Annotated in this window: 18 protein-coding genes; 13 read left to right on the forward strand and 5 right to left on the reverse strand. The window is 34.0% G+C overall.

Annotated features, from left to right (window positions below):
• Positions 1 to 105: 105 nt before the first annotated feature.
• A complete protein-coding gene (gene thiH / locus A0O34_RS10610) occupies positions 106 to 1224 on the forward strand; it encodes a 2-iminoacetate synthase ThiH (protein WP_066754447.1) in 1119 nt (372 codons plus the stop codon).
• Between the two features lie 142 nt (positions 1225 to 1366).
• A complete protein-coding gene (locus tag A0O34_RS10615) occupies positions 1367 to 2077 on the forward strand; it encodes a HesA/MoeB/ThiF family protein (protein WP_066754449.1) in 711 nt (236 codons plus the stop codon).
• A gap of 74 nt (positions 2078 to 2151) precedes the next feature.
• On the opposite strand, the gene A0O34_RS10620 is transcribed toward A0O34_RS10615, so the two are convergent.
• Complete coding sequence (locus A0O34_RS10620; RefSeq protein WP_066754451.1) at positions 2152 to 4377, reverse strand: outer membrane beta-barrel family protein; 2226 nt, start codon at positions 4375 to 4377, stop codon at positions 2152 to 2154.
• Positions 4378 to 4445: 68 nt separating this feature from the next.
• On the reverse strand, positions 4446 to 5285 hold the full coding sequence (locus A0O34_RS10625; protein WP_066754453.1) for a DUF5694 domain-containing protein: 840 nt from the start codon (positions 5283 to 5285) through the stop codon (positions 4446 to 4448).
• A 179-nt stretch (positions 5286 to 5464) separates the two neighbouring features.
• Here A0O34_RS10625 and A0O34_RS10630 point away from each other — a divergent pair, with 179 nt between their 5' ends.
• Together A0O34_RS10630 and A0O34_RS10635 are read left to right on the forward strand one after the other, a co-directional pair.
• The gene (locus A0O34_RS10630; protein WP_066754455.1) at positions 5465 to 6475 is read left to right on the forward strand and encodes a sensor histidine kinase; all 1011 of its coding nucleotides are present in this window, start codon (positions 5465 to 5467) and stop codon (positions 6473 to 6475) included.
• Positions 6468 to 7154 carry a LytR/AlgR family response regulator transcription factor gene (locus tag A0O34_RS10635; RefSeq protein ID WP_066754457.1) on the forward strand — a complete coding sequence of 229 codons (687 nt, stop codon included), beginning with the start codon at positions 6468 to 6470 and terminating at the stop codon, positions 7152 to 7154. The genes A0O34_RS10630 and A0O34_RS10635 overlap by 8 nt, the downstream gene beginning before the upstream one ends.
• Positions 7155 to 7449: 295 nt before the next feature.
• On the opposite strand, the gene A0O34_RS10640 is transcribed toward A0O34_RS10635, so the two are convergent.
• Positions 7450 to 8322, reverse strand: a complete 873-nt coding sequence (locus A0O34_RS10640) for a Dam family site-specific DNA-(adenine-N6)-methyltransferase (protein ID WP_066754459.1) — start codon at positions 8320 to 8322, stop codon at positions 7450 to 7452.
• A gap of 88 nt (positions 8323 to 8410) precedes the next feature.
• On the opposite strand from A0O34_RS10640, the gene A0O34_RS10645 reads away from it, so the two are divergent.
• Positions 8411 to 8665, forward strand: a complete 255-nt coding sequence (locus tag A0O34_RS10645) for a helix-turn-helix domain-containing protein (RefSeq protein WP_066759624.1) — start codon at positions 8411 to 8413, stop codon at positions 8663 to 8665.
• Positions 8649 to 9500, forward strand: coding sequence for a DUF7687 domain-containing protein (locus tag A0O34_RS10650; RefSeq protein WP_185097279.1), 852 nt, complete (start codon positions 8649 to 8651; stop codon positions 9498 to 9500). Before A0O34_RS10645 ends, A0O34_RS10650 begins: the two co-directional genes overlap by 17 nt.
• A 146-nt stretch (positions 9501 to 9646) precedes the next feature.
• Here the strand turns inward: A0O34_RS10650 and A0O34_RS10655 are convergent, their stop codons facing one another.
• Positions 9647 to 11914, reverse strand: a complete 2268-nt coding sequence (locus A0O34_RS10655) for an aconitate hydratase (protein WP_066754461.1) — start codon at positions 11912 to 11914, stop codon at positions 9647 to 9649.
• Positions 11915 to 12232: 318 nt separating this feature from the next.
• Positions 12233 to 15016, reverse strand: a complete 2784-nt coding sequence (locus A0O34_RS10660) for a bifunctional aconitate hydratase 2/2-methylisocitrate dehydratase (RefSeq protein ID WP_066754463.1) — start codon at positions 15014 to 15016, stop codon at positions 12233 to 12235.
• 468 nt (positions 15017 to 15484) lie between these two features.
• On the opposite strand from A0O34_RS10660, the gene A0O34_RS10665 reads away from it, so the two are divergent.
• The 7 genes from A0O34_RS10665 (at position 15485) to A0O34_RS10695 (ending at position 22994) form a co-directional block, all read left to right on the forward strand.
• Positions 15485 to 16255, forward strand: a complete 771-nt coding sequence (locus A0O34_RS10665; RefSeq protein ID WP_066754465.1) for a WG repeat-containing protein — start codon at positions 15485 to 15487, stop codon at positions 16253 to 16255.
• A gap of 297 nt (positions 16256 to 16552) precedes the next feature.
• Positions 16553 to 18658, forward strand: coding sequence for a TonB-dependent receptor (locus A0O34_RS10670; RefSeq protein WP_066754467.1), 2106 nt, complete (start codon positions 16553 to 16555; stop codon positions 18656 to 18658).
• 152 nt (positions 18659 to 18810) lie between these two features.
• Positions 18811 to 19575 (forward strand): HU domain-containing protein, encoded by a 765-nt coding sequence (locus A0O34_RS10675; RefSeq protein ID WP_066754469.1) that lies wholly within the window; start codon positions 18811 to 18813, stop codon positions 19573 to 19575.
• Entirely contained in the window at positions 19563 to 20084 is a 522-nt protein-coding gene (locus A0O34_RS10680; RefSeq protein WP_066754471.1) for an acyl-CoA thioesterase, read from the forward strand. The genes A0O34_RS10675 and A0O34_RS10680 overlap by 13 nt, the downstream gene beginning before the upstream one ends.
• 167 nt (positions 20085 to 20251) lie before the next feature.
• Positions 20252 to 20632: a GxxExxY protein gene (locus A0O34_RS10685; protein WP_066759629.1), complete on the forward strand. Its 381-nt coding sequence runs from the start codon at positions 20252 to 20254 to the stop codon at positions 20630 to 20632.
• 48 nt (positions 20633 to 20680) lie between these two features.
• A complete protein-coding gene (locus A0O34_RS10690; RefSeq protein ID WP_066754473.1) occupies positions 20681 to 21610 on the forward strand; it encodes a 2-hydroxyacid dehydrogenase in 930 nt (309 codons plus the stop codon).
• 127 nt (positions 21611 to 21737) lie between these two features.
• Complete coding sequence (locus tag A0O34_RS10695; RefSeq protein ID WP_066754475.1) at positions 21738 to 22994, forward strand: serine hydrolase domain-containing protein; 1257 nt, start codon at positions 21738 to 21740, stop codon at positions 22992 to 22994.
• Positions 22995 to 23005 lie beyond the last annotated feature (11 nt).

Raw genomic sequence — 23005 nt, forward strand, 5'->3', positions numbered from 1 at the left:
TAAGAATATAAAAGTCCCAAAGGGACGATTCAGTAAAGAATAGGATGAAGTCCTATCACTCTTACAAATAATAAATAATGATTATTTGGATTAAAACCGAATATTATGCAGAGTTTTAAAGATATTTTTGAAAATTATCACTGGGATGATATTAAAGCCAAATTGGAAAAAGTAACCTTATCTGATGTTGAAAACAGCCTGCAAAAGAGTACGAAAACAATAGACGATTTTCTGAATTTTCTTTCTCCTGTTGCGGCTCAGAAATTAGAACTGATGGCTCAGATGACGCAGAAAATCACACAGAAACGTTTCGGAAAGACGATTCAGCTGTATGCGCCATTGTATCTGAGTAATGAATGTCAGAATATCTGCACTTATTGTGGTTTTAGTTTAGACAATTCGCTTAAGAGAAAGACGCTTTCCAGTACGGAGCTAATTATAGAGGCCATGGCGTTAAAGGAGATGGAAGTCAATCATGTATTGCTGGTAAGCGGAGAAGCGAATAAAACGGTGGGGCTTTCCTATTTTTTGACGGCGGTTCGTTTGTTGAAACCTCATTTTGCTAATATTTCTATTGAAGTTCAGCCTTTATCAGAAGAGGAATATCAACAACTTCACGATGAAGGCGTGAATGCTGTATTGGTATATCAGGAAACGTATCATCAGGAAGTTTATAAAGAATATCATCCAAAAGGGAAGAAGTCAAATTTCAACTTCCGTTTAGAAACACCAGATAGAATAGGAAAGGCGGGAATCCATAAAATGGGATTGGGCGTTTTATTAGGTTTGGAAGATTGGCGGGTTGACAGTTTTTTTAATGCCCTTCACATCGATTATTTACAGAAGCAGTATTGGAAGAGTAAGTTTTCAGTTTCATTTCCTAGATTACGACCTGCAGAAGGTATTATTGAACCCAATTTTATCATGGAAGATAAAGATTTGCTTCAATTAATCTGTGCTTACAGAATTTGGAATGAAGAGTTGGAGGTATCCATTTCAACCAGAGAAAATGAAAAGTTCAGAAATAATATTATTTCATTGGGCGCAACAGCGATGAGCGCCGGATCAAAGACCAATCCTGGAGGCTATGTGGTAGATCCGGAATCGTTGGAACAGTTTGAAACCAGCGACGAAAGAAGTATGAATGAAATGAGAAGAATTATTAAACAAGCGGGCTATGATCCTGTGATGAAAGATTGGGATTCTGTATATAGTGGAACTTAATTATAAAAATTATTTTAAGTTCAAACCGCAAAGACTTAAGAATAGCTATCATTTGCTGAATGAAATGCCCTTGCGAACGAAAATATGTAGAATCATTTTTAAAATTACCTTGCGTCCTCTGCGTTAAAAAAATTAACCATAAATGAAAAGCGAAGATATTTTTGCCCGATACAGCCGTCAAATTTTTATTAAAGAAATCGGTTTGGAAGGTCAACGAAAAATTATGAATTCAAAAGTCCTAATGATTGGAGCGGGCGGATTGGGAAGTCCTGTTATTCAATACTTGGCGGCGGCGGGAGTTGGAGTTTTGGGAGTTGCAGATTTTGATGAGGTTGAATTACATAATTTAAACCGACAAATTATTCATAATGAAAATTCCGTTGGAAAATCTAAGGTTAAAAGTGCAGAACAATTTGTAAAAAAGCTTAATCATCATGTCAATTTTATTGGAATTGAAAATAAGATTGACGAATCTAACGCAGAAGAAATTCTTTCTCAGTTTGATCTCATTATTGATGGTTCTGATAATTTTAAAACACGATATTTAATTAATGATGTCTGTGTGAAACTTGGAAAACCTTTAGTTTACGGAAGTATATTAGGGTTTTCGGGACAGGTTGCTGTTTTTAATTATCAGGGAAGTAAAAATTTAAGAGATCTATTTCCTGAGCCACCTATTGATGAAGATCTTCCGGATTGTGATAGTCTTGGCGTTTTGGGCGCGTTGCCGGGAATTGTAGGAAGCATGATGGCGAATTTAACCCTAAAATTGATAACTGATTTACCTTTAAATATCAATCAATTAACATTAATTGATACATTGAACTGGAGATTTCAGACAATCGACTTCTAAATTATATTGTTTTAAAAATAAAAGAGGCTGTAAAATTCTTACAACCTCTTTTATATATATATTTAAACAAAAAATTATTGTGCCTGTTGCATCACACCAGCATCTTCTTTTTTCGTTTGATTAAGAATATTAGCGTCTTCTTTTGCCAATTTATTTCTCGTCGGGATTTTATAATTAATCGAAAGTCCGAAATTCCTTGTGTCATATTTACTGCTAATCACCACAGATTCTCCTGAAGGTGGATTAGAGCGTACCTGCATCACCTGTCCGTTGAAAATATCATTTGCAAAAACAGAAAGAGTCAGGCGGTTATCCATGAATTTTTTCGTTAAAGTAATGTCGACATTATTGTTAAATGGTTTTTCTGCTGTAAAGTAGAAATATCCGGCTTTTGGCGTTAAATAACTATAATTTGCGGTTAGTTTTATGTCTTTAGGCAAGATTATTTGTGTCATTAGATTGAATATCCAGAAACCTCTGTTGTTCAGATTGTCAATCTCATGCTTCTGATAACCGGCATATAAATACATGAAATTGATCTTGTCAGGATTAAAGTTAAACTTCATGATCTCGCTCAAAGGCTTACTGAAAACCATAAACGGAATAGGAAGACCAATATTCACATTATGAATTCTCATACTTGAAATATTTATCTGCTCGTTATATAATTTTCTACCGTCTTTTCTGATGATTTGTGCCACCTGATTTTTCGCAGAACTTACACTGTATCCAAGAAATGCATAATCGAAAGCCGAAATTTTTAGTTCATAATTATCAAAAATAGTGGGTTGTAAGTTTGGGTTACCAGTTACTTCTGTGCTCGGTCCTGAAAAAGTTACATTATTTGGGTTAAGGGTAGAAATACTAGGTAAACTGATTTTCTTATTATAATTCGCAGCAATATAGACCTGATTCATCATGTTATATTGCACACTTGCGTTCGGGAAAAGTTTAAATTTATTGAAAGGAATCAAAGCCCCTTCTATTAGTTTTTGGTCTTTATCAAAATATCTTGTTACACCTGAAATATCATAATTTTCAGCACGGGAGCCTAATGTGAAATCAAACTTTTTCAATTTTGCCTGAAATTCCAAATAGGTTGAAGCTGTCTGTCTTTGATATTCTAAATTGGTTAATCCGAAACTTTCTGTATCAAAATCCTGTCTTTCGTATAAACCTCCAAAGCTTACTTTTCCGCCGTCAAGAAGTTTGATCGGTTGAGAATAATCTATTTTGAAGTTGGCAATATTCATGACAGATTTGTTATTTAGAATATCTTTAAGGCCACTTGTCGGACTATTTATTGGTTGATTTGGAGCAAATGTAAAATTACCGTCCTGGAAAACATTATCCTGAGCAAATTTGCTGTCTGATCTTGTATATCCAAACTGGAAGTCTAATTTTTGAGATTTGTCAGCGAAACGTTTTTGATAAGTCACGACTGCTTCTTGTCTCAAATTATCAGTATGAGCAATGTCTGAAGCATTGTAAAAAGCTTCTCTTAAATCTTTAGGATTATTTTGAAAAGGCAGATCTCCATGACCATCACTCAAAGTGTAATTGTCATTATTATTGTGATAAATATCGTAGTTTAACAATAATCTGTCTTGTCCAAGATCGAATGTTAAACCTGATTTTGCAAAATATCCGCGGCCATATCTGCTGGTATTACTTGTCAGTAACTCATCCTGCTGACCATTCAGCATACTTTCACGATAGTTTTGACCAACATTCAATTGCCATCCGAAGATTTTATTTCTTGCGTTTAAGTTTAATGAATTTGTTGTTCTATTTCTGAATTTATCATAATTCGTGAAAGAATAATTCCCTGAATAAGTTGCTGTTAAATATTTATTGGCATTTTTATTCGTAATAATATTCATGATTGCACCTCCTGAAGTTGCAGGAAATTCTGCGCCTGGCTGTGTGATTACCTCGATTCTGTCAACCGAATTAGCGGGCATGCCTTCAAGGAAAGAGTTTAATTCGTTTGAAGTAATATTTAAAGGTCTTCCGTTAAGATAAACATCAAGAATTTTACCTTGATACATCATCCCTGCAATATCTGTAGAGATAAGACCTGGAAGTTTTTTGATTCCTTCTAAAACGTTTCCGTTGTTAAGCTGTGGCTGCTCAGAAAAATCAAAGATCGTGCGATCCGCTTTTTGTTCAACGGCTTTTTTAGTTTTGGTGAGTACGACACCTTCAATTTCTTTTTCTTTTATCTGACTATTGGTCTTCTCCTGTGCATAGGTAAACATAGAGCCTATCACAGACAGAACGAATATAGTTTTTTTCATAATGTTTTTTTACTACTATTCAGTTAGACGCAGAAAAGGGAATTTTGTTACAAAAAAAGCCTTTCTATTTATTTAAGACTATTGAATTCTACATAATCAAATTCAGGGGAAGAGGTAAATAGTTGTCTTAACACTGATGCATGACCATTTCCAGCGATTACAAGTATTCTGTCTTCGTTATTGTGAGGAATATTTTGAATATTACGGAACATTCTCAGATTTCTGTTATACCAATATAAAGAAAGCATATCTGCGCCGTCGTGGTCTCTTAATTTGAAATCTCCGGTAAGATAAGCGCCGTATTCATATTGATGGAATTCTTTGCTGTTCATATATTTAAAGCTTTCCAGAATAGATTTGAAATTTTTAGGCTCACTACTTTTGAAGAATGTAGTATATTGATTCGATATCGCATCGTTACTCTGAAAATCATAGTCCTGACTAATTCCATTGAAATAGGCTGAATCTTGCTTGCCATATCTTTTTTCAAGATCATCCAAAACAGATGCTGCATCTATGCTGAAAAGTTCATTGATCCTGAGTTCGTTGGCAATACGCATTGCAAGCTGATAACGCTCATCTCTTTTGTCTCTGTGTTTCCCTTCGTTATATTCTTTTAATTTTTGGTTGGCATTCCATTTTGGCCATGCTTCGATAGCTATTTTTGTTGGTTTAAATTTTTTAATGTACTCAACAAGTTCCGTTACTTCTTTGGCGGTTTTGGGAGCAAGAACATCTACTTGATCGCTTTTTTCTGTTTTATGAGCATCAAGATTTGGATAATCAAAATGGAATGATCCTACAATCAGAACTTTAGTTTTAGGATTATTAAAATACTCCGATGGTTTTTTCTGAGCCGAAATAAAAGTGGAGAAGCATACAAGTAGGCTATAGATAAATGTTTTCATAATTATTTTTTGTTAGTTATTTTATTTTGATAGTTCAAAGGTAGATTTACAGGGAAATCTATGAAATAGCGTTTAGATGAAGCCTTTATTTATCGGGGTTAAAAGATTTTCGTCGGAAAAAAGCAGTCGTTCATCGGAAATAAGAGCTCATAATTTAATAGATATCCTATTTTTGCTTTATGAAAGCGAACAAACTTATCTATCTGCATATTTTCTTCTGGGGTATTTATGCTATCGGCTCGGTTCTTATTCCCTATTTTGTATTTCATACGGAGAGAATTATCCTTAATATTACGTTCTTTCTCACGAGTTTTATTTGCTTTTATGTGAACTATTTCCTGGTAGCTCCCAATTTTTTTGATGCAAGCAAATGGTATAAATCCGTGATTGCATTTTTGTTGAGTGCTTCCTGTTTTGTTCTTGTTCGATATTCTGTTGAAGAGATTTTATTGCCTGCAACTGTGGGATTAAGAAACTATAGGGAAGGAACCAATTTTGGATTTTACTTTTTTGATAATATTTTCTACAGCAGTACTACTATTTTTATCAGCACGACTTTTTGGTTTTTTAAATACTTTGTTGATGTAGAAAAAGAGAAAGCAGAGTTGATTGAGGCCAGAAAAACCGCAGAATTGCAGGCCTTAAAAACACAAATCAATCCGCATTTTATTTTTAATTCTTTGAATAATATTTATTCTCTCGTTTACCAAAAATCTGATAAAGCGTTACCGGCACTTGAAGAATTAAGCCAGCTATTGAGGTACAGCACAAAAGATCTGGAAAAAGATGTAATTACTTTAGATAAAGAAATTGGATATATTGACAGCTTAACGGCTCTTGAGAAATTACGATTAAAACAACCTGAATTATTAACTGTCGAGAAGAATATTAATCATCCTAAATTGAATATTTCACCGATGATTTTAGTTCCGTTTGTTGAAAATGCTTTTAAACATGGAGATTTTCGCGAAAAAGGATTTGACATGAAGCTTTCCGATGATAACCAGATCTTACACTTTTATCTTTTAAATTTTAAAAAGGATAGAATGAAAGATTCCACATCAGGAATTGGGATTGATAATGTGAAAAAAAGACTGGAAATTTTATATCCCAAAAAATATGAATTAAATATCAATGAGTCTGAAACCGAATTTATTGTAAATTTAAAGATTGACTTAAGAAATGGATAAAATTAAATGTCTTGTCGTAGACGATGAACCTTTAGCAATCTCACTGTTGGGGAGTTATGTACAAAAAATTCCTTTTTTTGAATTGGTTTTCTCTTCTGAAAATCCTATCGAAGCTTTAGATTTTATTCAAAATAATGAAGCTGATTTGGTTTTTCTTGATATTCAAATGCCTGAATTGACGGGAATTAATTTTATGAAGATTGTTGGAGATAAATTAAAATACATCTTAACAACCGCCTATTCTGAGTATGCTCTGGAAGGTTATGAACATAATATTGTCGATTATCTTTTAAAGCCGGTTTCTTTTGAACGCTTTTATAAAAGTGCTTTGAAAGCTCAGGAGCGTTTTTCTTTTGTTGAAAATAAAACGGATTCACATTTTTTTGTAAAGTCTTCCGGCCAACAGCATCGTATTAATTTTGAAGATATTCTTTATATAGAAAGTATTAAAGATTATGTAAATATCAAAACGGCAAATCAGGAGTATATTGTGTTGGACACGTTAAAATCTCTTGAACAACAACTTTCTGAGTTTTCTTTTGCCCGTATTCATAAATCGTTTATGATTAATTTAGATCAAATTAAAAGCATTGCTGCGAAAAAAATAATATTGTCGTCTGATCATGAAATTCCGATAGGAGATATGTATAGAGAGAATTTTCTAAAGAGGCTCAAATAAACAATTTCTTCTCCAGAATATTAAGATATACTCAACAGAAACAGGAATCCGAGAAATTGAGTTTGATGATGTGAAAATTGTAGGTTAAAAAATAGTTTTACTGAATTACAGTATTTTAATATAATCCATCAACTTTTCCGAAATCCTATTTGGGTTGGGTATGTAATTATTTTTTTAACTTAAAGTAAATTTTGTTTGTTGTTAAACGATATATTTTGATTGAATAGAATTTTGTAATTGGATGCTTTTATCATATGCAACAGAAATTAAATTTTATAGATTTATTATGAGTAAATTAATAAGTAAGCAATAAACGATCAGAAACATTTTCGTTTTCCAAAGTTTGCCCTTCTAGTTGAAATCTTCTTAACATTGATCTTCCACAATTTATATAAATTTCTTGTTCGAAAAGACCATGTTCAATTGGTAGATCGCAGAGTAAATTTCCAGATTTTTTATGTCCATCAATACTAAGCGCAACACGAACACCTTTTGATTTTGCTTTATCAATTTCTAACAATAGATCTTCTAATTGAAAATCTTGAGCACCATAAAGTATAGTTTGACTATGTGAATATGGAGGGTCACAATAAATTAAATCACCATATTTTGCTTGGGAAAAAGCTTCTTTATAATCGCAATGTTCAAAATCAACTTTACTTAAACGACTTTTCCATTCCTTAACTCTTTTAGCAAAACTTTCAACAGGAATTGGACTATGAGCACCACAAGGTGTTGACATATATCCATCTGCTTTACGAAAGCGAATAATTCCACCATAACAAGAACGAGTTAAAAAAAGAAAATCTGCACCATTTGGATTTGCATTGTAAGATGCTAAAACCTTCTTATAGACTTCTTCTTTTGTCTCTTCGCCTATTCTATTCCTTCTTTCTGAATACCAAGAAACAAGTTCATTTGAATTCGTTTTTAGCATTTTCCAGATTTGCATTAATGGTTCGAATGTGTCAGATCCTAATCCGTTATGGGGTGCTACTGTAGCTAAAATTGCCCCACTTCCAAGAAACGGCTCGAAAAATCTTCCATATTGAGTTGGAAAACTTCGGGTAATTTCAGCGGCAAACTTTTGTTTATTGCCAACCCATTTTAATAACTGTGATTTTGGAGGATAATAAGTTCCATACTTTTCTTCTAGTGTAAGTTGCATATTACTGTAGATTATTTTTTCAAAGATAATAAATTTGTGCTATTATCCTATTTTGGGATATACTCTTTTAGGATATAATTTTGGGTTTGTGAAAAAGACACTTAATAGTAAGGAAAATAAAGTTCTGCTCGAAATGTTATATCAACTTCGAGCTTCTTCTGGATTACGCCAATCAGATCTTGCTGACTTACTAAATGTTCCCCAATCGTTTATTAGCAAAATTGAAAGTGGAGAAAGGAGAATTGATTTTATTGAACTTCGTGAAATTTTAAAGTGCCTTAGATCAGATATAATAGAATTTTTAACTGAATTTGAGAATAAAATAAATGCAGGCAGAAAGTAAATTTTTAAAACAGTCGGAAGAATTTTGGGCAAATGTAAAACTCATTAGCCAAAAGATTGGATATACAAATAAAGGATTAGGAACTATTAAAGTTCCTTCCATTGAACAAATTGAAGCTACTTACCATAAACTAGGATTAGATTCAAGTAAAATTGTTTCAAAAAATAAAGTAACTATATTTGGTAGCTTACTTATTGAATATTTTCAGTTTCGAGCAGAGTTTCTTAAGAATCATATTGAACCAAATCTTCAAAATCTTGCCCAAGCTAGGGACTTATATACAAAACTTAAAGCCGAGTTAAAACCTACTTGCCCTGAACCATTAAATAAACAGAAAGGAGAGAAGCAAGCTCCAGCATATTTCACTTCCATAATTAATATGTTAATTGAGGCAAACTCAAAAGGGTATGATTGCAATTATGATCCAAAAGAATTATCTGCTTTTACACATGATAATTTTCCAATTCGTAGTTTGTCGCGTAGAGTTGATGGATCATTTCCAAATGTAATAAATCCAATTGCTCTATGGGAAATTAAAGAATATTATTATACAACCACATTTGGAAGTCGTGTTGCCGATGGAGTTTATGAAACTCAACTTGATGGTTATGAATTAAAAGAAGTTCGTGAACATTTAGGAAAAAAAATACATCATTGTTTAATGATTGATGATCATAATACATGGTGGGGAATGGGAAAATCATATTTGTGTAGAATATGTGATATGCTGCATATGGGGCTTGTCACAGAAGTTATTTTTGGGAAAGAAGTTGTTACTCGTGTTCCTTTACTTGTAAAAGAATGGACGAAGCAATTTGATGCAGAAATTAAGTAATTGTGAATATGGATGCGTGTAGATGTGAAATTTATTCCACATTTTATACATTATTTATTAGTTCGTAATTTTTAAGCTACTTTCAAAATGATATAAAAAGCAACTTCAAATTTGAAGTTGCTTTTTAGTATATATTAATCTAAGAATTAATTTTCCTGTCTCTTAATTAAGTTTAGTGCAGAACCTGCTTTAAACCAATCAATTTGTTGATCATTATAAGTATGATTTGCCATAATGATGTCTTTCGTTCCGTCTGCATGTACAAACTCTAAAGAAAGTTGTTTTCCTGGAGCAAATTGATCTAAATCTAAGAAGTTCACCGTGTCATCTTCCTGAATTTTATCATAATCAGCTTCATTAGCGAAAGTTAATCCCAACATCCCTTGTTTTTTAAGGTTTGTTTCATGGATTCTTGCGAATGATTTTACCAATACTGCTTTTACTCCAAGATGTCTCGGCTCCATTGCAGCGTGTTCTCTTGAAGAACCTTCACCATAGTTTTGATCACCAACAACAATCGTAGGAATTCCTGCTACTTTGTAAGCTCTTTGTACAGCAGGAACTTCACCGTGTTCACCTGTTAACAGATTTTTCACGTTGTTAGTATCCATATTGTAAGCATTTACAGCTCCAATCAACATGTTGTTTGAGATGTTATCTAAGTGACCTCTATATTTCAACCATGGACCAGCCATAGAAATGTGGTCGGTTGTACATTTTCCGAAAGCTTTAATTAAAACTTTAGCACCTACAATGTTTTTTCCATCCCAAGCAGGGAATTCTTCTAACAATTGAAGTCTGTCTGAAGTTGGGCTAACGTTTACAACAACAGAAGATCCGTCCTCAGAAGGAGCTTGATATCCGTTGTCATCTACAGCGAAACCTTTTGCAGGTAATTCAAACCCTTGAGGTTCGTTTAATCTTATCTGTTCTCCGGATTCATTGGTTAATGTATCTGTAATTGGGTTAAAGTCTAATCTTCCAGAGATGGCAATAGCTGCTACCATTTCAGGAGAAGCAACGAATGCGTGAGTATTTGGGTTACCATCTGCTCTTTTCGCAAAGTTTCTGTTGAAAGAGTGAATAATTGAATTTTTCTCTCCTTTTTCAGAACCTTCTCTGTCCCATTGTCCGATACAAGGTCCACAAGCATTCGTAAAGATTCTTGCATTTTCAAATTTTCTGAAAGAATCTAAGAAACCGTCTCTTTCTGCCGTGAATTTCACTTGCTCAGATCCTGGGTTGATTCCTAATATAGCTTTAGGCTTAACACCTTTTGCAACTGCATCTTCAACGATAGAAGCAGCTCTTGAAAGATCTTCATAAGAAGAGTTGGTACAAGAACCGATCAGTGCCCATTCTACTTCAATAGGCCATCCGTTTGCTTCAGCTTTAGCTTTAAATTCAGAAACTGGAGTTGCTAAGTCCGGAGTAAAAGGTCCATTTAAGTGTGGTGCCAATTCAGAAAGGTTGATTTCAATAACCTGATCGAAATATTGTTCAGGGTTTGCATACACTTCAGCATCACCTGTTAAGTGGTCAGCAACTTTGTCAGCAGCGTCTACAACATCTTGTCTTCCTGTAGAAGCCAAATATCTTCTCATAGAATCATCGTACCCGAAAGTTGAAGTAGTAGCTCCAATTTCAGCACCCATGTTACAGATGGTACCTTTTCCTGTTGCAGATAAAGATTGAGCACCTTCTCCGAAATATTCTACGATACATCCTGTTCCTCCTTTTACGGTAAGGATTCCTGCTACTTTTAAGATAACATCTTTTGCAGAAGTCCAGCCAGACATTTTACCGGTTAATTTTACCCCGATAAGTTTAGGCATTTTAAGCTCCCAAGCCATTCCAGCCATTACGTCTACTGCATCAGCACCACCAACTCCGATGGCAACCATTCCTAAACCTCCTGCATTTACCGTGTGAGAGTCAGTTCCGATCATCATACCTCCTGGGAATGCGTAATTTTCTAAAACAACCTGGTGAATGATCCCGGCTCCCGGCTTCCAGAAACCGATTCCATATTTATCACAAACAGAACCCAAGAAATTGAAAACTTCTGAATTCTTATTAAGACCTTCCTGTAAATCTGCCTGCGCACCAACTCTCGCCTGAATCAAGTGATCGGCGTGAGCAGTTGAAGGAACGGCCACTTTAGCTTTTCCTGCCTGCATAAATTGTAAAAGTGCCATCTGCGCAGTTGCATCCTGCATCGCAACTCTATCCGGTGCGAAATCTACGTAAGAGTTTCCTCTTTCATGTGCTGATGTAGCATTACCTTCCCATAAGTGGGTATAAAGGATTTTTTCTGAAAGGGTAAGAGGTTTTCCCACGATTTGTCTTGCTGCTGCAATTCTTTCTGGGTAACGCTCGTACACTTTTTTGATCATGTCAATGTCGAAAGTCATATCTGTTTTAATTTTTTCTTTTCTAATATTTTTTCCGGACTTTAATTTAAAATTAAATCGGAAATTTCCTCTAATACAAACTCATCAAAATCTGTTCCTACCATCTATACAATGGTATAAATAAGATGAATCATTAATATTTTTAATACCTATCAAGTTAAGGAAAAAATAATTTTTGAGTCGTTGACATAGGTTAAAATAATATTAACGACTCTTAAATGGAAAGGTTCTAAATAAAAAAAGAAAGATTTTAAATCCAATGGACTAAAATCTTTCTTATATAAGTTAAAACAGTCTTTCGACTATAGCTTAATTGTATTAGTGAGCGTTTGTACTTGTCAATTCTTTGATTGAAGGTACAAAAGTTGTAAGGTCGATACCTTCTACAGCTGTTTTATACTCGTCGATATTAGGAATTCTTCCCATGATCGCAGAAAGTACAACAACCGGAGTTGAAGCCAATAAAGATTCTCCTTTTTTACGTTCAGAATCTTCAACTACTCTTCCTTGGAAAAGACGAGTAGAAGTAGCTAAAACAGTATCTCCTTTTTCAGCCTTTTCCTGGTTACCCATACAAAGGTTACATCCAGGACGCTCAAGGTACATCATGTTTTGATACTGTGTACGAGCTTCACCTTTTGGAGTGTTGTCGTTAAATTCAAAACCTGAATATTTTTCTAAAAATTCCCAGTCACCTTCAGCCTTTAATTCGTCAATGATATTGTAAGTAGGAGCAGCCACCACCAATGGAGCTAGGAATTCTACTTTACCATTTTGTTTTTCAAGGTTTCTAAGCATTTGAGAAACGATTTTTAAATCTCCTTTGTGAACCATACAAGATCCTACGAAACCAAGATCAACTTTTTTCTCACCTCCGTAATACGTAAGGTCTCTGATAGTATCGTGAGTATATCTCTTAGAAACATCATCATTGTTTACATCCGGATCAGCAATCATTGGTTCAACGATTAGATCAAGATCTACAACAACTTCAGCGTAATATTTAGCGTTAGCATCAGGAGTTAAAGCAGGTTTATCACCTGATCTGATTTCCTCGATTCTTTTATTAGCTTTATTAATTAATCCTTGAAGAACTTGGTTGTGGTTATCCATTCCTTTGTTGATCATGATTTGGATTCTGCTCTTAGCAATTTCCAATGATTCGATCAAAGTATCGTCTTCAGAGATATTGATTGAAGCTTTAGCTTTCATTTCTGCCGTCCAGTCTGTAAATGTGAACGCTTGGTCAGCAGGAAGTGTTCCGATGTGAACCTCGATAATTCTACCTTGGAATACGTTCTCACCATCAAATTGCTTCAACATTTGAGCCTGAGTTGCGTGAACTACATCACGGAAATCCATATGCTCCTTCATGTCTCCTTTGAAAGTTACTTTCACAGATTCAGGGATTGGCATAGAAGCTTCACCTGTTGCTAAAGCTAAAGCTACTGTTCCAGAGTCAGCTCCGAAAGCAACACCTTTAGACATTCTTGTGTGAGAGTCACCTCCGATGATGATTGCCCATTCGTCAATCGTAATATCGTTAAGAACTTTGTGAATAACGTCTGTCATTGAATGATATTCACCTTTCGGGTCACGTGCAGTGATTACTCCGAAATCGTTCATGAATTTCATTAATTTAGGAATGTTCGTCTGAGCTTTTTTATCCCAAACAGAAGCAGTATGACATCCTGACTGATAAGCTCCGTCAACGATTGGAGAAATTACAGTTGCAGCCATAGATTCCAATTCCTGAGCGGTCATCAAACCTGTCGTATCCTGAGAACCAACAATATTTACTTCAACTCTAACATCTGAACCTGCGTGTAATAATTTACCTTCAGTAACACCAACGGCATTTCTGTTGAAGATTTTTTCAACTGCAGTAAGACCTTGTCCTTCGATAGAAATTTCTTTAGAAGGAGCAAAAACAAGAGGAGTTTCAATTCCTAAAAGTTTTGCAGCAAATGTTTGTAGTTTTTTACCAAATACGATGGCATAAGAACCACCAGCTTTGATGAACTCTAATTTTTGAGGAGTAAATGATTTTGAAATATCTTTCAATTCTTTATCTCCGTTATATAATTTCTTTTCTTTAGTATTGATTGTTAAAACTGTTCCTGTAGCAACAGAATAAGCTTCTTCTAAAACGATGTCACCATTCTCGTTACGAACAGGATTTCCGTTTTCGTCTAATTTTTTCACCCAGTTTTGAAGGTCGATTCCGATACCTCCTGTTACATCAACTGTAGTAAGGAAAATCGGAGAAATACCGTTTGTACCTCCAACAATCGGAGCAATATTTACAAATGGAATATATGGGCTTGCTTGTTTACCTGTCCAAAGAGCTACGTTGTTTACTCCCGACATACGAGATGAACCAACACCCATTGTGCCTTTTTCAGCGATAAGCATTACGCTTGCATCAGGATGTTGTGCCTGTAAAGCTTTGATTTCTTCCTGCGCCTGAGGAGTGATCATACATTTACCATGCAGTTCACGATCTGATCTTGAGTGTGCCTGATTACCTGGAGAAAGTAAATCTGTAGAAATATCACCTTCACCAGCGATAAATGTTACAACTTTTACTTCTTCTACAACTTCCGGAAGTTTCGTGAAGAATTCAGCTTTTGCGTAGCTTTCAATTAAGTCTTTTGCAATTTCGTTACCGCTATTGAATGCTTCCTTTAGGCGGTTTGTATCCGCATCATAAAGGTAAACCTGAGTTTTAAGAACGTTTGCAGCTTCTTTAGCAATAGAAATATCATTTCCTAAAGCAAGATCAAGCAATACTTCGATTGAAGGGCCTCCCTTCATGTGAGATAATAATTCAAAAGCGTAAGCCGGAGATATTTCTTCTACAACTGATTCACCTAGAATGATTTCCTTTAAAAATTTAGCCTTTGCACCAGCCGCACTTGTCGTTCCTGGTAATGTGTTATAAATAAAAAATTTAAGAGAGTCTGCCCTGTATTCATTAGCTGTATCTTTAATTTGCAAAATAATTTCGCTTAATAATTCAGCACCATCAATTGGCTTTGGATGAAGTCCTTGGTCTTTTCTTTCTTCAATCTCTTTAATGTAATCCTTATAAATATTCATATAGAAGTCTTTTCTTTGTTAAAGTAGATTATAAACAGTTGGTATTGCTGCTATTTCTTCTTTATTAGTCTATCTAAAATACAATTAATATTATCTTTCGCTACTGCATTCTTGATAGATAATACCGATTAGAGTAAAATCAACATAATCTACATCTTTGTTTTAAAAATGTGAGATAATATTCAGTGCCAAATTTGAGTATAAAGGACTTTTTTGAAAGTCTAAGTGGTGTATCTGTAATTCGTCTTGCCACAAAAACCCTCTTTGGGTAACGTTTCTGAAATTTTTTGATCATATCAACATCAAAAGTTATATCTTAAAAACGTTTTAAAATTATCAAACAATTAAAAATGTTCCCAAAATTACGAATTTTTACTATTTTATGAAGATACTATTATTTAGATTCTTTATAAATATGAGTTTTATAATATCTATTTTTGGTCGTATTTTTGCAGGCAAACGGTGAATATGAAAAATGTAGTTAATTTTCTGGGTGTATTTATGTCGATTTTCATTTTTTCGCAGACGAAATCTGTGAAGAAAACTCCTGTGAAAAGTGTTTCAAAGACTGTCGTTAAAAAGGCATCTCCGAAACCTAAATCTAATCCAAATCTGGTTGTAATTAATAAAGATATTCCTGTTTTAATTCCACAAAAAAAAGATGGGAACTTTGGCTATGTGAATCAAAAAGGAAAATTTATTATTCAGCCGGAATATCATATTGCTGTTTTTTTTGCTGAAGATTGTAATCTTTTAAACTCTCCAAACGAAAAAATCAGAAAATTTGGAACGAAAGAGTACGCAACGGTTGAAAAAGATTTAATTTCATATAGAATTGATAATACGGGGAAAAGAGTCTATCAGTTCAAAGATTCCGATCTCGGACAATGCAAATTGGGAAGTTATAAGCAACAGTTGTTTCAGGCATATATTTTAAATGGTTTTTATGGGATCATTGAAAAATCAAAATTTGTAAATGCGGAGGATTACCGAGATTATCAAATTTATCCTCAATATCAATATTTATACATTTTGGAAGGTGATGATGTATCTGATCCGATGATTATTGCTTCACAAAACGACAGATTCGGAGTGATTGATGTTAATAATAAAGTCATTATTCCTTTTGAGTATTCAAATATCAAGCGAAATTTCAGTTGGAAACTAGGTAAAATGTTTGATGTCACAAAAGACAGCATAAATTATTATTATATCGATACTCATAATAAAGCGTACTAATTGCTGAAGGCTTTAGGCAGTAAGCTTGAAGCTTTTTTACATTTCAAAATTTGGTTTCAAAAAGTTAAAATCCGTATCTCGTATATTTTTTGTAATTTCGCGGCTGAAATAAAGGGGTGCTGTAACAAGCTGAGATTATACCCAATGAACCTAGAACGGATAATGCTGTTTAGGGAAATTAAAAATGAGCAATAAGTAATCGATAATGGGTAATCCTCAAATCATTACTTATTACCAATTACTCATTATCGATCATAATCCGCCCCTTTTATTCATTAAATTTTAAAAATTTATAGAATGAAAGGATTATTTTTTTTAGGGCTTACCGTTGGCTCTTTTGCTTTTATACAAGCACAAAATACAGATTCCTTAAAAATAAAGGAAATTGAAGCTATCAACTTTACCAAAAGACTTCCTGTTGCTAAGGAGATCATCAATGTTCAAAAAGATTTAGAACGTAAAAATCTTGGACAGGATCTACCGATGTTACTTAAAAATCAAACCTCAATTATTTCGACTTCCGATGCTGGAAATGGAGTAGGTTACACGGGTTTTAGAATTCGTGGTGTTGCCGGAAGAGGAATTAATGTCATGATGAATGGCGTTCCGTTCAACGATTCTGAAAGTCAGGGAACATTTTTCGTCAACGTTCCGGATTTGACGAGTTCTGCTTCACAAATTGTCATTCAAAGAGGCGTTGGAACTTCTAACAATGGAGTTTCTGCTTTTGGAGCGAGCATCAATGTGATTTCTAAAGATCCTGAAGAGAAGTTTTATTTTAAAACTGATGACAGCTACGGATCATTCAATACGTACAAATATTCTGCTGAGGTTGGTTCAGGAAAATTCTGGAAAAACCGACTTTCTGTGATGGGAAGATATACGAATATTCATTCTGACGGATATATCGACAGAGCTTCGTCTGATTTGCATTCATACAACTTCACAGCGCTTTTTGAAGAAGGAAAAACGAGGATTCGTTTGATGGCTTTTGGGGGTAAAGAAAAAACGTATCAGGCTTGGAATGGAATTGACAGAAAAACCTGGAAAACAGATCCAAAATTCAATGCGTCCGGAGCAATTTATGATGCAAATTGGGAGAAAATTGTAGGTTTTTACGATAACGAAACAGATAATTACAGACAAAACCATTATCAATTACTTTGGGAACAGGGAATTAATGATCACTGGAATTTAGAAACGACTTTACACTACACAAAAGGTAAAGGATATTACGAAAATTACAAGCAGGGCGATCCTTTTGTGAGATACAACTTGCCGGATTTTAATGGTGAAGAATATTCTGATTTTATCAGAAAAAAATGGTTGAATAATGATTTTTACGGAGTCGTTTCAACGTTGTACGGGAAGTATGAAAACTTAGATCTAAACTTTGGAGCCGTTGCCAATCAATATTACGGAAGACATTTCGGAAATGTAACGGGTGTATTTTTACCTCAGATCAACGAAAGCGAATATTACAGAAACCGTTCTGTAAAAAGCGAAGTTTCAGGTTTTGCAAAGGCTTTGTTTAAAGTGAATAATTTCGAATTCTTTGGAGATTTACAGCTTAGAAATATAGATTACGACATCAAAATTCTTAAAGATGGCGATGGTGAAGGAGGAAATTTAACCAAAAACTGGCTGTTCTTCAATCCAAAGGCCGGAGTGAATTATAGAATCGGAAACGGAAAGGTCTTTTTATCTTACGCACACGCTCAACGTGAACCGAACAGAGATGATTTAACTGCTGATAATAATGTAAAAGTAGAAAAACTTCACGATTTTGAAGCAGGATTAGAAAAACAATTCGGAATTTTATCTGTGACAGCCAACTTATATTATATGTATTACGTTAATCAATTGGTTTTAAATGGCGAATTGAATAATGTCGGCGCTTTTATCAGAACAAATTCAGGAGAAAGTTACAGAAGAGGAATTGAAATTGGAGCGTTGGCGAAACTTTCCAAACAATGGGAAATTTCTGGAAATGTAAGTTTAAGCCAGAACAGAAATCAGGATTTTAAAATAGAAAATGAAGCATTGGTAAGAGACCTTGGAAATACACAAATCTCTTTCTCACCCGATGTTATCGCTAATTTAGGGTTGAAATTTAATCCAAATAAAAACTTCCAGTTTGCATTGATGAATCAATATGTTGGAAAGCAATATTTAGACAATACGGAAGATAAAAATTTACAGTTGAAAGATTATCTTTTGACGGATTTTAATGCTCAATATCAGTTCAAAATAGCCAATAATGATGTAGCGCTGAAATTATTGGTAAATAATATTTTCAATAAAAAATATGTGAATAATGGAGCGGTTTATGACGGTGAACCATACTATTTTTCTCAGGCAGGAACTAATTTTATGTTCGGAATAAGCTGGAAAATTCAATAGTAAATACATAAAAATATATCACAATTGTTTTCAATAATTCAATAATGATATTCAAACGAGTAATATTAGATTGTAAAGACTGTTTCGGCAGTCTTTTTTATTGTGAATAAATCATCTAAAAAGTCATGGAAAAGTTATAAATTTGCCATCAAATGAATATTTCAGCTTACATTTTAGAATATCTGAAACAATTTGGTTCTGTTACAGTTCCAAGCTTTGGTGTATTTTCTTTAGAGAATTCTAAAGCAATTATCAACTCCGAAAACGGTAGTATTCTTCCGCCTGCGAGTCAGATCACTTTTAGTCCTGATCATGAAATTCAATCTGATGAATTGATCGCTTTTATTGCAGATCAAAAGCAAATGTCTTTTGAAGCATCAAAAAGTGACTTAAAGATCCAGACCGATTTTTGGAAGAAAAAACTTCAGGCAGAACAAACATTAGAAATTCAGAACCTCGGAACGATCTTTATTGAAGACGGACACACTCATTTTAAAGGAAAAAGAATAGAATCCGGACATCCTGATTTTTACGGATTGGAAGAGATCAAAATTTCCGATATCAAAGCAAAAGATAAAGCAGTTGTTTCTGAAAAATCAGGGAAAGATTACAAATTCAGTAAATCGCTTCTTTGGATCTTTTTGATTGTTATTCCAATTTTAGGGATCGCTTATCTGGCTTTTACGAATCAGGAACTTCTTTTTGGAAACGAATCTTTTAAACACGAAAAAGATTCAATTAAAATCAATGCAACAGTGTCTGTCTACGTAAAAGATACCGTGAAAGTAGATTCTACACAGATGAAAATTGCAGATTCTTTGAAAACCTTGAAAAAAGATTCAATCGTAAAACCTGTTGAAAAAGCTGTTCAAGTTCCCACAACCCCAAACAAGACTAAGGCTAAATGGCAAAAATAAAAAAAGCGTCAGAATCTCTGACAATCATGACGAACATTGTTCTTCCCAATGAAACCAATTCTCTAAGAAACCTTTTTGGAGGTGAATTATTGGCAAAGATGGATCGTTGTGCATCGATCTCTGCAGCAAGACATTGCGAAAGAAGAGTGGTTACCGCTTCTGTGAATCACGTTTCTTTTAATCACCCGATTCCGGAAGGTGGAATTGTGATTTTAGAATCTAAAGTTTCAAGAGCATTTTCGACTTCTATGGAGGTTTATGTTGATGTTTGGTTGGATGATCCTATCAGTCAAAAGAAAACGCATACGAATGCAGGAATCTACACTTTCGTTGCGGTGGATGAGTTCAATCGTCCAATTCCAATTCCAGAAATGGTTCCGGAAACAGAGGACGAAAAAGAAAGATTTGCCGCTGCTTTCCGTAGAAAAGAATTGTCATTAATTCTTTCAGGAAGAATGAAGCCGTTGGAATCTGTGGAATTGAAAAAATTATTTCAGGAACCTAGTTAAAACACAAATAACGCAAATGGCGGCACAAATTTTCACAAATTAATTAGTGTTATTAGTGAAAATATTAGCGTCATTAGTGTTTAGAAATAAAAAACACAACCAGTAAACACAAACTCCCACAAATGATTTGTGTTTATTTTTAAGATGAAAAAAATATGAAAACAGATATTTCAGAAAATGATATATCACGAATTGTCTATGAGGCAGGCTATTTAGTTCATAAGATTTTAGGTCCCGGACTTTTAGAAAGTGCATACGAAGAATGTATGTTTTATGAGCTTAATAAGAATGGTCTGTTTGTAGAAAAACAAAAGCCAATGCCTTTGATCTACAACGAAGTGAAGTTGGATGTAGGATATAGATTAGATTTATTAATTGAGAGCAAATTTGTTTTAGAAATAAAATCAATTGAATCTTTGAATGATGTACATTTAGCACAAATCCTTACTTATCTTCGTTTAAGCAATTGTAAACTTGGAATGTTAATAAACTTCAATACTCTACATTTTAAAAATGGAGTAAAAAGAGTGATCAATGGCACATTATAAATTTGTGTCATTTGTGAAAATAATTTGTGTCATTTGTGTTTAAATATTATGAAGATCCTACTTTTAGATAAAAACCATCCTTTAATTACTGAACAGCTTTTAGCGAAAAACTTTATATTGGAAGAAGATTTTACGTCTTCTTACGATGAGGCTTGCAATAAAATTGAAAACTACGACGGAGTCATTATCAGAAGCCGAATTCCTTTAGATAAAAACTTTTTGGAGAAGGGTAAAAACCTGAAATTCATTGCAAGAGTAGGAGCTGGGATGGAGAATATTGATATTCCTGTTGCTGAAAAATTGGGTATCCAATTAATCAATTCTCCCGAAGGAAACAGAGATTCTGTCGCAGAACATGTTGTCGGAATGTTGTTGATTTTAATGAATCGACTTTTCATCGCTTCCCAAGAAGTAAAGAACGGAATTTGGTTGCGTGAAGAAAATCGAGGTGACGAGTTATTAGGAAAAACGGTTGGTCTAATTGGTTACGGAAACATGGGAAAAGCAACAGCGAAAAGACTTTCCGGTTTTGGGTGTAAAGTGATTTTCCATGATATTTTACCGGATCTTTCTGATGAATTTGCAACACAGGTTTCTTTGGAAGAATTAAAAGAAAAAGCTGAGGTTTTAAGTTTACATATTCCTTTGACGGATTTGTCATATTATTTAATTGACGGGCTATTCCTTTCTGATATGAAAAATGATTTCTATTTTGTGAATACAGCGAGAGGAAAAAACATAGAAACTAAAAGTTTAGTCGAAGCCTTGAAATCTGGAAAAGTAAAAGGAGCCTGTCTCGATGTTTTAGAATATGAAAAGTCTTCTTTCGAAAATATTGAAACAGAAAATGATGATTTGCAATATCTTTTAGATTCTGAAAAAGTAATCGTAACGCCTCATATTGCGGGTTGGACACATCAAAGTAAAGAAAAGCTTGCGCAGGTTATCGTTGATAAGATTGTTGCTCAGTTTGCTTAAATAAACCTCAATTATAAATTTATCGTTTTCATCTTTTTACAGTTTTATGTTAAATAATTCATAATTTACAGCAAGAATTCCATATTTATTTTGAGTTTTATTAAATTGCCTCTCATTTTCGAAACTCATGAAGAAGCGTAACTTTTTACTTATTTTAGCTGTTTTTTTACTTATTTTTTCCTGTAAAAAAAAATCCGACTCTAAAGAATCTGTAACTGAAAATACCACCGATCTCCCCAATTATGGAAGCGTAGATCTTAGTAATGTTTTCACAAAAGGTGACGGACAGCTTTCTGACAAAGCTTCACTTGTTCGTTATATCGATCAGTACTACAAAAAAGTTTGGGAAGGAAGCGATCTGAGTGGCGGAATATTGGTGGCAAAAGGTGACGATATTCTATATGAAAATTACAGAGGCTTCAGTAGAGAAGGGAACCAGGCAGCGATTGATAAAAATACACCTTTGCATGTTGCTTCAGTTTCAAAAACATTGACGGCAATGGCAATGATGAAATTAATCGAAGCCGGAAAAATAAAATTTACAGATCACCTTACCCAATTTTTCCCGGGATTTCCTTACCCGAATGTGACGGTTCAGACTTTATTGGATCAAAGAAGTGGTCTTCCAAAGTATGAATATTTTATTGCTAAAATTCCACCAACATCTCCTGAGCTTGCAAAACCGTACATTACTAATCAGGATGTATTAAATATGATCATTAAATACAAACCTGAGCTGGCAAGAGATACTGACACTGGTTTCATGTATTGCAACACCAATTTTGCTTTATTGGCTTTGTTAATTGAAAAAGTGACAAAAACTCCTTTTCCTCAGGCGATGAAAGAAATGGTTTTCAATCCGCTGAAAATGACCAACAGTTACATTTTTCAGGAAAAAGACATTCCTACAGCGTCACAATCTTTTTATTATGGAGGTAAATTATATCCTTTAGATAGATTAGACCTTATTTATGGGGATAAAAATGTCTACACAACGCCAAGAGATCTTTATAATTTCTCAAAAGCAATGTTCTCAAAAGACTTCTTAAAACCTGAATTGATGGAAATGGTTTTTTCTCCTTACAGTAATGAAAAAGCAGGAATGAACAATTATGGTTTAGGATTCAGGATGAAAATTTTTGATAACGGCGAGAAATTGACTTATCATAACGGCTGGTGGCACGGAACAAATTCTGTTTTTGCTCATTTGTTAAAATCAAAAGTAACCATTGTAGCGATCGGAAATAAATATTCAAACAAAGTGTATACTGCACTTGCTTTATCCGGCTTATTTGAAGATTTTCCGGTGCAGAAAGATAAGCTGCACAGTGTGATGAATGACAATAAAGATTCTTTAAATGGCGGGCAGGATGTTACAGAATAATGTTTACTTTT

Source organism: Chryseobacterium glaciei (assembly GCF_001648155.1).
In the GTDB taxonomy this organism is placed as follows: Bacteria; Bacteroidota; Bacteroidia; order Flavobacteriales; family Weeksellaceae; genus Chryseobacterium; species Chryseobacterium glaciei.

What these genes read in the sequence shown, in the direction of transcription:
- A0O34_RS10630 (WP_066754455.1), top strand. Translation starts at nt 5,465, where the DNA reads ATGAAAGCGAACAAACTTATCTATCTGCATATTTTCTTCTGGGGTATT.
- A0O34_RS10640 (WP_066754459.1), bottom strand. Translation starts at nt 8,322, where the DNA reads ATGCAACTTACACTAGAAGAAAAGTATGGAACTTATTATCCTCCAAAA.
- A0O34_RS10675 (WP_066754469.1), top strand. Translation starts at nt 18,811, where the DNA reads ATGAATATTTCAGCTTACATTTTAGAATATCTGAAACAATTTGGTTCT.
- A0O34_RS10680 (WP_066754471.1), top strand. Translation starts at nt 19,563, where the DNA reads ATGGCAAAAATAAAAAAAGCGTCAGAATCTCTGACAATCATGACGAAC.
- A0O34_RS10650 (WP_185097279.1), top strand. Translation starts at nt 8,649, where the DNA reads ATGCAGGCAGAAAGTAAATTTTTAAAACAGTCGGAAGAATTTTGGGCA.
- A0O34_RS10660 (WP_066754463.1), bottom strand. Translation starts at nt 15,016, where the DNA reads ATGAATATTTATAAGGATTACATTAAAGAGATTGAAGAAAGAAAAGAC.
- A0O34_RS10655 (WP_066754461.1), bottom strand. Translation starts at nt 11,914, where the DNA reads ATGACTTTCGACATTGACATGATCAAAAAAGTGTACGAGCGTTACCCA.
- A0O34_RS10625 (WP_066754453.1), bottom strand. Translation starts at nt 5,285, where the DNA reads ATGAAAACATTTATCTATAGCCTACTTGTATGCTTCTCCACTTTTATT.
- A0O34_RS10620 (WP_066754451.1), bottom strand. Translation starts at nt 4,377, where the DNA reads ATGAAAAAAACTATATTCGTTCTGTCTGTGATAGGCTCTATGTTTACC.
- A0O34_RS10665 (WP_066754465.1), top strand. Translation starts at nt 15,485, where the DNA reads ATGAAAAATGTAGTTAATTTTCTGGGTGTATTTATGTCGATTTTCATT.
- A0O34_RS10635 (WP_066754457.1), top strand. Translation starts at nt 6,468, where the DNA reads ATGGATAAAATTAAATGTCTTGTCGTAGACGATGAACCTTTAGCAATC.
- A0O34_RS10695 (WP_066754475.1), top strand. Translation starts at nt 21,738, where the DNA reads ATGAAGAAGCGTAACTTTTTACTTATTTTAGCTGTTTTTTTACTTATT.
- A0O34_RS10615 (WP_066754449.1), top strand. Translation starts at nt 1,367, where the DNA reads ATGAAAAGCGAAGATATTTTTGCCCGATACAGCCGTCAAATTTTTATT.
- A0O34_RS10670 (WP_066754467.1), top strand. Translation starts at nt 16,553, where the DNA reads ATGAAAGGATTATTTTTTTTAGGGCTTACCGTTGGCTCTTTTGCTTTT.
- A0O34_RS10690 (WP_066754473.1), top strand. Translation starts at nt 20,681, where the DNA reads ATGAAGATCCTACTTTTAGATAAAAACCATCCTTTAATTACTGAACAG.
- thiH (WP_066754447.1), top strand. Translation starts at nt 106, where the DNA reads ATGCAGAGTTTTAAAGATATTTTTGAAAATTATCACTGGGATGATATT.